This window comes from Clostridium tepidiprofundi DSM 19306 (assembly GCF_001594005.1).
GTDB classification, from domain to species: Bacteria; Bacillota; Clostridia; order Clostridiales; family Clostridiaceae; genus Clostridium_AC; species Clostridium_AC tepidiprofundi.
Genome location: NZ_LTBA01000021.1, coordinates 1 through 13114 on the forward strand (window position 1 = coordinate 1; position 13114 = coordinate 13114).

Below are 13114 nucleotides of genomic sequence, written 5' to 3' on the forward strand. Positions count from 1 at the left end.
GCTTTAATTCCTTCTTTAAAATTATTAATTTTAGCCATAATAAAATTCCTCCGTCAATACTTAATGATGCAATATTGATTATAAAGGAATTTTATTTAAAATCTTATTTTCTGAATATTTATTATTTAATTTTCCATTTTATTCAATCTTAAGTTTATGACATTGGCTTGAGGGGATTTACATAAAAGGAGATCCAAAACTTAATAAAACCATTATTATTGTTCATGGAATAACGGTTGGAATACCTACATCTATTAAATATATGAGAATGTTTTTAGACAGAGGATGGAATGTTCTAATGTATAACCAAAGAAGACATGGGGCAAGTGAAGGTAAATATTCAACATATGGATATTATGAAAAATATGATTTGGATTTGTGGGTTAATTGGGTCGTTAATAGAAATGGAGAGGATGGCATTATTGGACTGCATGGGGAGTCAATGGGAGCAGCTACTGTACTTCAATATGCTGATATAAATAAATATGTGGATTTTATTATTGCAGATTGTGCATATTCAGATATGAATGAACTTATGAAATTTAGGATTAAGGAAGATATTAAATTACCAGCTTTTCCTATGTTAAAATTTGTAGAATTAAAATCAAAAAGAAGAGCAAGATTTAGCTTTAAAGATGTGAGTCCTATTAATTCAATAAAGTATAATGAAATACCTGTATTATTTATTCATGGTAAAAACGATAAATTTGTGCCTACTTACATGAGTGAAAAAATGTATGAAGTAAAAAAAGGAATGAAAAGAATTTATTTAGCAGATGGTGCTGCACATGCTTGTTCAATCGAAGTGGACAAGCAAAAATATGAAGAAGTTGTTTTTGAATTTATAAATGAGGTAGAAGCTAATTTGGGTAAATCTGTTTAGAGTTAGGTTATAATTAGTCAGTATGTTAGTATAATTTGAAGTATTATTTTCTTCAACTGTTTAACAAGTTTTTAAAATGTATGAGAAAGCTTAATATTGTGCAGAATAATCGTGTGTTGTATTTAATGTGAAGTTTCCAACCTTATATATGGAAAAATTTTATAATGGAGAATATAAAGTTCACAATTAGATGAGCATAGCTTATTATACATTGATAAAAATGGGGTAGATTGTATGAATAAATTAGTATTATTGAGGCATGGTGAAAGTGAATGGAATAAACAAAATAGATTTACAGGATGGACTGATGTCGATTTAACAGAGGAAGGTATAAGAGAAGCAAGACATGCAGGTGAAATATTGAATAAATATGGGTACACATTTGATGTGGCTTTTACTTCACTTTTAAAGAGAGCTATAAGAACATTGTGGATAACACTACATGAAATGAATTTAGATTGGATACCTGTTTATAAAACATGGAGATTAAATGAAAGGCATTATGGTGCACTTCAAGGGTTGAACAAGGAAAAGACTGCTGAAAAGTATGGAAAAGAACAGGTTTATAAGTGGAGAAGGTATGTAAAGGTAAGACCTCCAGCATTAAATAGAGATGATAAAAGGTATCCAGGATTTGAACCGAAATACAAAAATTTAGATGTATCAGATATTCCTCTTACAGAAAATCTCGATGATACTGAAAAAAGGGTTTTAGAATTTTGGTATAAATCTATTGCACCCACTATAAAATCAGGTAAGAAAGTTATTATATCTGCACACGGAAATACACTGAGGGCTCTTGTAAAATATCTAGATGATATTCCTGATAATGGAATTGTGAATCTGAATATTCCAACAGGGATACCCATAGTATATGAGCTAGATGATAATCTTAAGGCAATTAAGCATTATTTTTTAGGGGAAGAGGATATATTAACGCATAATGATATTCCACTAAACATCACTAAAGGCGAGCAAGTGAGATGAGTTTATAACTTGTAATCAGCTTTGTTATATGTAATAATTAATGTATAGTGATTAAAGAAAAATGTACAGTTATCGTCATAGTTTTTCTTGAACCGGTAATTGTTGGTTGTGGTGTGATTTAGCAGCTATAATGAAGATTGAGATAGCTTCATAATTGATAATTGGCGATTGAAGAGTAAATATTGGTAGGGTTGGGGGAATAGTATGAGGTATAACAGTAATAAATTAAATATAAATATGCTGGTATGTTCATTATTTACTGTATTGGCATTAATACTTATGCCAAAATGTGTTTTTGCTGATGGAACAGACTATAAATTGTTTTCTACCATCAAGAATGTGAATTACAATAAAGTTTGGACAATAAAAATGAGCAGTAAGCTGGATGGTTCTACTGTAAATAATGATAATGTTTTAGTTAGAGATTCTCTTAAACGTAAAATTAATGTTAATGTTCATTTAGGAAGCAAAGATAGTGAAATAATAGTGGAGCCACCTAAAGATGGATATGACATTGGAGGGACATATACTTTAGAAGTAACGAAAAATGTATTGTCTTCTAGAGGATATAGAATGCCAAATAATATTAGATTTGTTTTTACGATTGAAGATTTACCAGTAGTTGATTTTTGCAAAATAGATCATTTACCTATAATAGAAGGACATTCTTTTGGTGTATATATGAATGCCAAAACTAATAGGGATGTAAGATATAATGTATTTATTTATGATGTACAAAGGAACACATACAAAAGCATTACAGGGGGGTATTCGGTTCCTATAAATGGAAAGATGCCTTTTTATGTAAAATATAAAGATGGATTAAAACCAGGAGTATATAAATTAAAGGCATATATAAAGAGAGCTGATGTAAAAGGAAATAAGTATGATTCTAAAACAAAAGTTTATTATGATAATCTGTATGATTTAGAATTTAGATGCAATAAGGCTAGCAAGAATTTGATTTCTATTGATGGAGGAGTTAAGTTATTAGGGAATAATTACAAGAGTATAGAGGATGGATATTCCATTAGAATAGGGGATACGATTACTATTAGAGGTATGGACAATATTAGTGGAATGAGTGGTAATTATAAATACAAACTCCAAGCATATAACTTATCTAACATTAAAGATATAAGAGGTTTAACAAATTATATGGACAAACCTTCATGGACGCCACAGGAAGCTGGTGAATATATTCTTGAGGTTTGGATTAAATCATATAAAGAAACTGAAAATGATACAGATACAAAAGAAAATAAAACGTCTGAGGTTACGTCTGCACGTTATGATGCTAAGGTGTTTGTGCATATTAAAGTGCGTAATGAAGAAATTCGTTATGTTAAATATGATATGACATTAAATGAGTTCATTGAAAAGCAGGGACAAAGAGGCTGGGGTGAGCAATGGGTTAATGGAGGATTTAGAAAAGCTAATAGAACATTAGTTGAGTATTATATTAATCCTAAAAATTTTATAAATGATGAATATGGTAAATATCAATTTCTTAAATTGAATTATGTTGCAGGGCTTACAGTAGATGATTTGAATATGTTTTTAGAAGGACAAGGTGTACTTGAAGGAAAAGGAGCAGCGTTTTTAGAGGCAGCTAAAAAGAATAATGTTAATCCTGCATATTTAATAGCACATGCTATTTTGGAAACAGGTGGTGGAAAATCGAAATTAGCAAAAGGAGTTTTGGTATCATCTGTAGATGGCAAACCTGTAAAACCTAGAGTTACATACAATATGTATGGTATTAAGGCATATGATAGCAATCCAATAAAATATGCTTCAGAATATGCATACAAACAAGGTTGGTTTACTCCAGAAAAGGCAATCATAGGTGGACAAACCTATATTGCAAAGAATTATATTAATAATAAAAAATTAAAACAAGATACTTTATATAAAATAAGATGGAGTCCTAATGATATTACTCATGAGTATGCGACAGATGTTAGATGGGCTTATAAACAAATAAAGTATTTAAAGGAATTGTTGGATAAATCTAAAAGGGCATTTTTAATTTTTGAAATTCCAGTGTTTAAAAAAGATAATTGAATATTATATACAAATAATGGTAGTGGATAAATGATGGATTATATTTCACCACTACCATTATTATTTATTAAAACAGTATAGTTAAGCTTATTTGCATATTTTTTAAAAGCAGATAAATCTAAGTTATAATTATCGTAATTATTGCTTATATAAAGAATGATTTTCTTATTGCTTTTAATAAATTTATCATTCAGATAATTTAGTTTTATGCATTTATCAAAGAGGGATATCAATCCATCATTTATAAGCTTATGCTTTAGCTTTAAATCTGCAATAACTTTTTTACCCTTTGAATTAATGCCTTCAACACCAATGATTTTATTTTTATAATTTATTTTTAATGTGACAACCACATTCATTTTGCATACAACGGTAAGCTTTGGAGAATAATAGGTGTAGAGAGCATATGATGTTATAATAGATGCAATGCAGATAAGAACAAATAAGAATTTTACAATTCTATTGATGGTAGTTTTAGATTCTTGGTAAATTTCACTTGAATATATTTCATTTTTTTTAGGCGTGTTTTCATTGCGTTTTAAAATTATAAATTCATTATTTTCAGTTACAACGTATACCTTATTTTCATCAAAATTCAACACTTTTCCACGTACAATCATTTTAATCACCTAGCAAATTTGAATTTAGTTATTTTTTAAATACATAATTATATTATAGCATAGAAATTAATATTAAGGCATTTGAAAGAAAATATTTGAAGGAGAATAATAAATCAAATGCATGTTGCATATTTGACTTGTTATTTTTTCGAAGATGCCTAATTTCTTTTAAATGATTGCATTAATATATTTTTAGTCATTTCATGAATCTTACTATCTTCAAAAGCGAAACCAATTACAGGTTCTTTTAATTCAAAAATGTAATCATTGTATTGAAAAAAATACGAGTTATAGCTAAGAGATGATGCAGCATAAAAATAATTTTCTCCATATAAATTTTTGCTTCTTTTAAGTACAGTAAATTTATTGATTTTAAGATAACTCTTGAAATTGTCTTTTTTTAGTATGTTTATATAGCAACAGGTATATTTACTATTCAGTATTCCTGGAGAAGCAATAGGAATTATGAATTGTTTAATTATATAATTGTTGAATAATGAATTTTTGGCTATAGGATAACTTTTTTGGTGGATAATATTAAAATTGAATTCTTTATCGCAGTAGCATGTCCAGTTACTTTTATCGATTGCACATGCTGATTTGTACAATTTAAATAAAATTACACATGAAAAGGTTATAATAACGAATGTCAGTATTAGTAATATAAATTTACGAATAATAATCCTCATAATTTCACTCCATAATATTGTATTTATCATATATTTTAACCAATTTGTATTTTTATATAATATATATATAAATAATTTTAGATTTTTTCTTGAAAATGGTGTATAATCTATATGTCAGTCTATATGTCAGTTTATATATTAGTCTATATTTAAGTAATTTAATTTAAGTTTAAGCTTAATATATACTAATTTGATTATAAGTATAAGTGTAAGGTGGTAATTCCATGAAATTCAATATCAAGAAAATATTTATGTTTCTTGGTGTGCTTTTAGGATTGGTTATTTCCATGAATTTATATTCTGTGGAAACTGCAGAGTGTAACGTAAGAATTGTTATGGGTGGAGTCGATCATTATCCCTTACTTAAAGGAGATAAGAGGGTTTTTTATATAAGTTCTAAGGGAGCCGATAGAGTCCAATATAGAGTTTTTTTATTGAATAATTTAGATCAAAAAATTAAAGAATTGACTAATGGATATACCAAATTTATGAATTCTTATGAACCTTATAAGATTGTATTAGATGGAAATTTTGATGTAGGTATCTATAAACTTAAAATATGGATAAGAAAAGAACATTCTACATCTGAGTATGATTACGAGCATATTTCTAATTTGAATTGTATTGAAAAAAATAATGCATTACCAAGTTTAGATGGTAATATGAATATTCAAAGAGACTCTTTTCAAGTTGGAGATGGAATTAAAATATTTGGTATTGAAGGGAGCAAAAATAAAAAAATTCAGTATAAATATAAACTTCATGTATATGATATTAAGGAGGATAAATGGATTGTAGATAGTAAAGAATACAGAAATAATATTGTATGGGTTCCTAAACATGAAGGGAAGTATATATTGGATTTGTGGGTGATTTCAGATACTTCGAATAATTGGGAAAAAGTTAATAAAAATCCTAATGCTAAAGTATATGACGGATGGAAAGTAAAGGAAATAACAGTAAAAAGAAAACCCGAAATAAATTTTGTGGGGTTTGAACACTATCCTATTTTTACGAGTGGAAATAACAAATTTTATATAACATCAAAATATGCTGAGAAGGTTCAGTACAGGGCTTGGCTGAAAGATGATAATCATGCATTTGATATTACTAATGGATATAGCTACCTTGTTGATTCTGATGAACCATTTCAGGTTGATATGCCAAGAAACTTAAAAGAAGGAACATATAAGCTTTGGATTTTAGTCAGAAAAGAAAAATCATATAATGTATATGATAATTATTATGTGTGCAATGTTAATGTGGTGAAATCTACAAAACATAATAAATTAATAAATATTGAGAATGGTATGAACATTAAAAAGCATACCTATTCTGTTGGAGAAAAGATAATAATTAATGGTATAGAAGGATTATCGGATGATAAAGAAACAAATTATAAATACAAATTGCATATTTACGATATTAAATCAAGGAAGTGGTATGTAGATAAGGGAGAGTATAAGAATGAAGTAGAATGGATACCTAAAAAAGCTGGAAATTATATGCTTGATTTATGGGTTATATCTACAAATTCACAGCATTGGTATGAAGTGAAGAATGATTCTAGTAGATTGTTGTATGATGCGTGGAAGTTACAACCAATAAAAGTTATAAACAATGATGATGAACATAGTAACGAAGATAAAGATATACATAATTCGGATGATAATACTACAAGTAGTGATAAAGACAAATCAGATGATACTAGTAGTGAATCTAAAGAAAATGCCCAAAATAACAAAGATAACACAAACAACGCAGGAAACAAAGATGATACAGGGAGCAAGGATAGTACAGGAAACAAAGACAACAAAGGTAATACTGATAACACAGAAAATGAAGATGACACAGATACCAAAGACAATATAGATAATAAAAATAACGAAGATAATAAAGATTCCAAGAAAGATGATGAAAAAACAGAATATTATACTATAGTGAATAATATTCAAGAGCTGTATATAGCTGTGGAGAAGGGCTATGAGCTTATAATAAATGATTCAAAATCAAAGGTGTTGTATGAAAAAGCACAGAGCATTGTTTCAGAAATCATTACGCCTGATATGTCAGATTTGGAAAAGGAAATAGCTATTCACAATTATATTATCAGAAATGTAAAGTATGATTATGAGAATTATTTGAAAGGAACTGTTACCAAAGATTCATATAATGCGTATGGAGCGTTAGTTGATGGTACAGCAGTTTGTCAAGGATATGCTGAATCTATGAAGTTTCTTCTGAATATGGTGGATATAGAATGCAAACTAGTATTTGGTAAAACGTATGAAGAACATGCTTGGTGTCTTGTAAAGATTGATGGCAACTATTATCATGTTGATATTACATGGGATGACTCTATTAATGATGAAGATAGTGTAAGTTATTCGTATTTTAATATGTCTGATGATGAACTTGTGAAAAATCATAGCTGGGATAGGGGTAAATATCCGGAAGCAATAAGCGATAAATATCAATATATGCATCATATGCGTTTTGCTATTATTGACGATGGGTGGTTTTATTATAGTGATGAGTTAGATGGTAAGAAGTTGTATAAGATAAAAATTGACGGAACTAACAAGGTGAAACTGACTAATGCTACTTCTTTGTATATAGATACGGATAATGATTATGTATATTATAGCAATTATTCTCATGGAGGATATTTATTCAAAGTTAGAAAAGACGGAATAGGGAATATAATGTTAAACGAGGAATGGTCAAAAAATCTTCAAGTTAATGGTGACTGGATCTATTATGTAAGAGGCGATGGAAATGAATGCTACAAGATAAGGAAAAATGGTGCTGAGCGACAATTAGTTGAAAAAGAAAAGAATTCAAAATAATATTTAGCTTAAAATGAATTGTTCTAGAATAGCTTTTTAGAGCAATTCATTTTAGTATCAAAGAGGAATAAAATTATGAGAATTTTTGATGGTTTTAGTTCTATCATTCAAACATTAAAAGTATATATTTCAAAATTTAAGAAGTGCTTAAAGATTTCAAAAAAATCACTTCTTTACATGTCTGTTTTTATATTTATGAGTACATTTCTGATATCATTATTAATTTTTGAAAATGAAGACTATAAGAGTGACAATTATGTTGTGAAATGTAATGCAGTGAAAAAAGCGACATATATTCCAAAACAAAGCGAATATGAGGAATATTATGAAGGATATATATCTGTTAATGTTAATATGAGAAAACATCCCTGGTTTCCAGAAAATTTCAATTACCATTATGTAAATGAGGAGAAACTATTAAAGTTTTTAGAAAAGAGAGATTCAAAATTAGCAGAAGAACCTTACTTTTCAACTATAATTTGTGTTTCAAAACAATTTAACATTAATCCTTTGCTTTTATTTGCTATTGCAGGTCAGGAACAAGGATTTGTACCAAAAAGCAATAAATTTGCAAATAAAATTGCAAACAATCCTTTTAATGTATTCAGTAGTTGGCAAGAATATAATACAAATATATACGATTCAACTATAATTGCAGCTAAAACGATAATTAATTTGTCTAAGGATAAACCTGATGATGTGGAGCTTTTGGAGTGGATTAATAAAAAATATGCTGAAGATAAGAATTGGAGCAAGGGTGTTAAAATGATATTTGATGAATTGAATAAATATGTTTCTGTAAAACATTTTAGAGGGGGAAGTATATGAAAAGAAATTTTAGAGAATTGGTTCAAGACAGTAGAGTATTTTTACAAGCAAAACAAAGTAGATTTTTGCCGAATGTTTTTGTTGCTATAATACTTTTTTTGGGAATAATGTTTGTAGGAGAAGCACTTTCGGTTTTTCCAGGATTAGTTGTTAGAAAATTTTTTATGTTTAGAGGGGCGAATGGAAGGGCTTTGGATTTTACTATAAGAATGTTATTGATACCCTGTGGATTTAGTATTTTAGCTTTTTTCGGATGGGTTAAATTTGTTGAGAGAAGACCAATATGCACAATGGGTTTTGAAAAGGACAATTTCATTAGAAAATATATAAGAGGTTTTGTTATAGGATTTTTAATGTTGAGCATATGTGCAGGTATATTTGGAATATTTAATTTAGTAACTATAGATAATTCAAATTCATCAGTAAAAGGATTAAATGCGCTAAGTGGTATATTCATTGTACTTATTGGTTGGATAGTGCAAGGTGCATCAGAAGAAGTTATGGTTAGAGGATGGCTTATGCCTGTAATAGGTGCAAGACATAATGCTATTTTTGGAATATTTGTATCTTCAATTATTTTTGGAGCATTACATTTAGCTAATAGCAATATAGGTGTTTTGCCAATGATAAATTTGATTTTATTTGGTATATTTGCAGCGTTTTATGTAGTTTGGGAAGGGGGACTTTGGGGAATATGTGCTGTTCATAGTGCTTGGAATTGGGCACAGGGAAATATATTTGGTTTTGAAGTAAGTGGCATTATTCCGGCAGGAGGAATATTGATTGACTTAGATCCGATTAAAGGTAATGATATTATTACCGGAGGACCATTTGGTGTAGAAGGAGGACTTGTATGTAGTATAGTATTATTAACAGGTATAGTTATTTTGATAATGTTAATAAATAAACGTAATTTCAGAAATTTAATTAAATAGAAATTGATTATTGATAAAAAATCAATATGGTGTTATATTATGTTTAAGGTGTATGTACGGAAGTATGTACACGCCTTTTCTTTTATCATGATTTGATGAATAGGGCAATTTTGTTACTTTTAAATATATATTTTAGAAAGAAGTGAAAAAATGAGTATAAACATAAAAGATGAGATATTAAAGCTAAAAGAAGAAAGAAATGCTATAATTTTGGCTCATTATTATGTTAATGATGAACTTCAAGAGATTGCTGATTATGTTGGAGATTCATACTTTTTGAGTAAAGTTGGAAGAGAGAGCAATGCTGATATAATAGTTTTTTGCGGTGTTAAATTTATGGCAGAGAGTGCCAAAATTCTTTCGCCAAATAAGAGAGTTTTTCTCCCTTCTGAAAAGGCATTATGTGGTATGGCATTAATGGCCAAAAAAGACAGTATAGAAAAGATAAAAGAGGAACATCCAAAGGCTAAAGTAGTATGTTATGTAAATTCTTCAAGTGAAGTTAAGGCGGTTTCGGATGTTTGCTGTACATCATCTAGTGCGTTGAATATAGTTAAGAATATTGAGAGTGATGAGATTATTTTTGTACCTGATAGGAATTTGGGTTCTTATGTTCAGGAACAGTTGCCTTATAAAAAGGTTATACTTTGGGATGGATGTTGCCATATTCATGATAGGGTTACTAAAGAACAGGTTTTAGCTGCTAAAGAAAAATACGGAAATGATGTAAAAGTATTAGTTCACCCTGAGTGCAGAAAAGAAGTTAGGGATTTAGCAGATTTTATAGGTAGCACAGGTGGAATGATAAAGTATGTGTCATCTCAAAAAACTGATAAATTTTTAGTAGTGACAGATATAGGTATATTATATAAACTTAAAGAGGAGAATCCTAATAAGAAATTTTTTACTTTAGATATGGCTTGTCCTAGCATGAAGATTATGACACTAGAAGATGTTTACGTATGTCTCAGGGATTTAAAAAATGAAATATTTGTTGATGAAGAAGTTCAAAAAGAAGCATATAAAGCACTAAATAACATGCATAGATTAAACAAATAATGACTTAAGTGGAGTAATTATTAATGGAGGGAGTTAATAACTTTGGAAATGGAAGCAGATGTTCTAATAGTAGGTACAGGAATAGCTGGAATGTATAGTGCTTTAAATCTAAGAGAAGATTTAAAAATAGTGATGATAACTAAGTCAAATGTCGAAGAATGTAATACATATTTAGCTCAAGGTGGTATATCAACGGCTAGAAATGAAGATGACTATGATATTTACATTGAAGATACTTTAAAGGCTGGTACTTATAAGAATGATATTGAGGCGGTTAAGGTTTTGGTGGAAGAATCCATAGAAAACATTAACAAGCTTGTTTCCTTGGGTGTCAAGTTTGATATGGACGGAGAAAATTTTGATTATACAAGAGAAGGGGCACACAGGGTTAATAGGATAGTTCATTGTTCAGACAAAACTGGTCAAAAGGTTTTTGAGGTTTTACTTGATAATGTAAAATCTAAGAAAAATATAAATATAATTGAAAATGCATGTTTGCTGGATTTGATTACATCGGATAACAAGTGTTGCGGAGGAATTGTCAGAATAGATAATGAAATTGTACAGATAAATTCTAAAATAACTATACTTGCAAGTGGAGGAATAGGCGGATTATTTAAAAATTCTACTAATCAAAGAACTTTGACTGGTGATGGAATTTCTATAGCAATTAAAAATGATGTTGAAGTTGTACATATGGATTATATCCAATTTCATCCTACTGCTTTGTACGAAGGAAATTCAAAGGATAAGAGATTTTTGATTACTGAATCTTTAAGAGGTGAGGGTGCTTATCTCTTAAATAATGAAGGAGATAGATTTGTAGATGAACTTCTTCCTAGAGATGTTGTAGCAAAAGCAATTCTAGAGGAAGAAAGAAGAACAAATTCAGAATATGTTTTTCTTGATATAACTCATAAGCCAAAAGATTTTATTATAAATAGGTTTCCACTTATATATAATGAGTGTAAGAAGAGAGGAATAGATATTACGAAGGATAAAATTCCAGTAACACCGGCACAACATTATTTTATGGGTGGAATAAAGGTTGATACTGATTCAAAGACTTCGATGAACAATTTGTTTGCATGTGGAGAAGTTAGCTGCACTGGGGTTCATGGAAGTAATAGGCTTGCAAGTAATTCGTTGCTAGAAGGACTTGTATTTTCTAACAGAGCAGCTGAGTGCATTAATAGGAGTATAGATGATATTGATTGTGCTAAAGGGAAAATAAATATAAAAATGGTGCAAGATTGTGATAAGTATAATAAGCACATTATAGTAGAAGAAATTATTAAAGCTAGAGGAGATATGAAAAATGAATTGGTTGGTTGTTGATGATATTCTGTTAAGAGGCCTTAAAGAAGATAACTTATATGGAGATATTACAACAGATACTATTATTAGTGATGACAGTATATGTTCAGTAGATATAATAGTAAAGGAAAATGGAGTTATTGCAGGACTTGAAGTTTTCAGAAGAGTTTTTATTCTTCTCGGAAAAGTTGATGTTGAGTTTTACGTCAATGATGGTGATAAAGTGGAAAAATCACAAGTTATAGGTAAAATAAAGGGAAATACTCGTAATGTATTGACGGGAGAAAGATTAGCATTAAATTTACTTCAAAGAATGAGTGGAATTGCTACTGTAACAAGACAATACGTAAATGAGGTCAAAGGAACAAAAGCTAGAGTTTTGGATACAAGAAAGACAACACCAAATTTAAGAATATTCGAAAAATATGCAGTTAAAGTTGGTGGAGGATGTAATCATAGATTTAATTTATCAGATGGTGTTCTTATTAAAGATAACCATATTGCAGCTGCAGGAGGGATTAAACAGGCGATTGCTCTTGCAAGAAATAATGTTTCTTTTGTTAGAAAGATTGAAGTAGAGGTTGAAAGTATTGAACAAGTTATAGAAGCATTAGAAGCAGGTGCAGATATAATAATGCTGGATAATATGGACAATAATACTATGAAAGAAGCTGTAAGTATAATTAATGGAAGAGCGCTTGTTGAGGCTTCTGGAAATGTTAGCCTTGAAACTATAAAAGGTATAGCTGAAACAGGGGTTGATTTTATATCTGTTGGTAAGCTTACACATTCTTATAAATCATTAGACATAAGTATGAAAAATTTAAAGTTGTTATAAGTTAGACATTTGAAAGAAAATAACAAACTGGCTAGTGCAGAC

At 29.2% G+C, this 13114-nt stretch carries 11 protein-coding genes; 9 read left to right on the forward strand and 2 right to left on the reverse strand.

What is annotated here, in order from left to right; all coding sequences use genetic code 11:
• Nucleotides 1-214 precede the first annotated feature (214 nt).
• The 3 genes from CLTEP_RS08820 (at nt 215) to CLTEP_RS08830 (ending at nt 3937) form a co-directional block, all read left to right on the forward strand.
• Nucleotides 215-883: an alpha/beta hydrolase gene (locus CLTEP_RS08820; RefSeq protein WP_278319541.1), complete on the forward strand. Its 669-nt coding sequence runs from the start codon at nt 215-217 to the stop codon at nt 881-883.
• Between the two features lie 234 nt (nt 884-1117).
• Nucleotides 1118-1870, forward strand: a complete 753-nt coding sequence (gene gpmA, locus CLTEP_RS08825; protein ID WP_066825617.1) for a 2,3-diphosphoglycerate-dependent phosphoglycerate mutase — start codon at nt 1118-1120, stop codon at nt 1868-1870.
• Between the two features lie 204 nt (nt 1871-2074).
• Entirely contained in the window at nt 2075-3937 is a 1863-nt protein-coding gene (locus CLTEP_RS08830; protein WP_066825620.1) for an N-acetylglucosaminidase, read from the forward strand.
• Nucleotides 3938-3975: 38 nt separating this feature from the next.
• Here the strand turns inward: CLTEP_RS08830 and CLTEP_RS08835 are convergent, their stop codons facing one another.
• Nucleotides 3976-4557, reverse strand: a complete 582-nt coding sequence (locus CLTEP_RS08835) for an anti-sigma-I factor RsgI family protein (RefSeq protein ID WP_066825623.1) — start codon at nt 4555-4557, stop codon at nt 3976-3978.
• 158 nt (nt 4558-4715) lie between these two features.
• Complete coding sequence (locus tag CLTEP_RS08840; RefSeq protein ID WP_066825626.1) at nt 4716-5246, reverse strand: hypothetical protein; 531 nt, start codon at nt 5244-5246, stop codon at nt 4716-4718.
• Between the two features lie 224 nt (nt 5247-5470).
• Between CLTEP_RS08840 and CLTEP_RS08845 the strand changes: the two genes are divergently transcribed.
• The 6 genes from CLTEP_RS08845 to nadC all read left to right on the forward strand — a co-directional run bounded on the left by CLTEP_RS08845 (nt 5471) and on the right by nadC (nt 13072).
• Entirely contained in the window at nt 5471-8095 is a 2625-nt protein-coding gene (locus CLTEP_RS08845) for a DUF5050 domain-containing protein (protein ID WP_066825628.1), read from the forward strand.
• 75 nt (nt 8096-8170) lie between these two features.
• The gene (locus CLTEP_RS08850) at nt 8171-8923 is read left to right on the forward strand and encodes a glucosaminidase domain-containing protein (RefSeq protein ID WP_066825631.1); all 753 of its coding nucleotides are present in this window, start codon (nt 8171-8173) and stop codon (nt 8921-8923) included.
• Complete coding sequence (locus CLTEP_RS08855) at nt 8920-9858, forward strand: CPBP family intramembrane glutamic endopeptidase (protein ID WP_066825634.1); 939 nt, start codon at nt 8920-8922, stop codon at nt 9856-9858. Before CLTEP_RS08850 ends, CLTEP_RS08855 begins: the two co-directional genes overlap by 4 nt.
• A gap of 150 nt (nt 9859-10008) precedes the next feature.
• On the forward strand, nt 10009-10917 hold the full coding sequence (gene nadA / locus CLTEP_RS08860; protein WP_066825637.1) for a quinolinate synthase NadA: 909 nt from the start codon (nt 10009-10011) through the stop codon (nt 10915-10917).
• Nucleotides 10918-10959: 42 nt separating this feature from the next.
• Nucleotides 10960-12255, forward strand: a complete 1296-nt coding sequence (locus CLTEP_RS08865) for an L-aspartate oxidase (protein ID WP_066825640.1) — start codon at nt 10960-10962, stop codon at nt 12253-12255.
• Nucleotides 12236-13072, forward strand: a complete 837-nt coding sequence (gene nadC / locus CLTEP_RS08870; RefSeq protein ID WP_066825642.1) for a carboxylating nicotinate-nucleotide diphosphorylase — start codon at nt 12236-12238, stop codon at nt 13070-13072. The genes CLTEP_RS08865 and nadC overlap by 20 nt, the downstream gene beginning before the upstream one ends.
• The last annotated feature ends 42 nt before the right edge of the window (nt 13073-13114 follow it).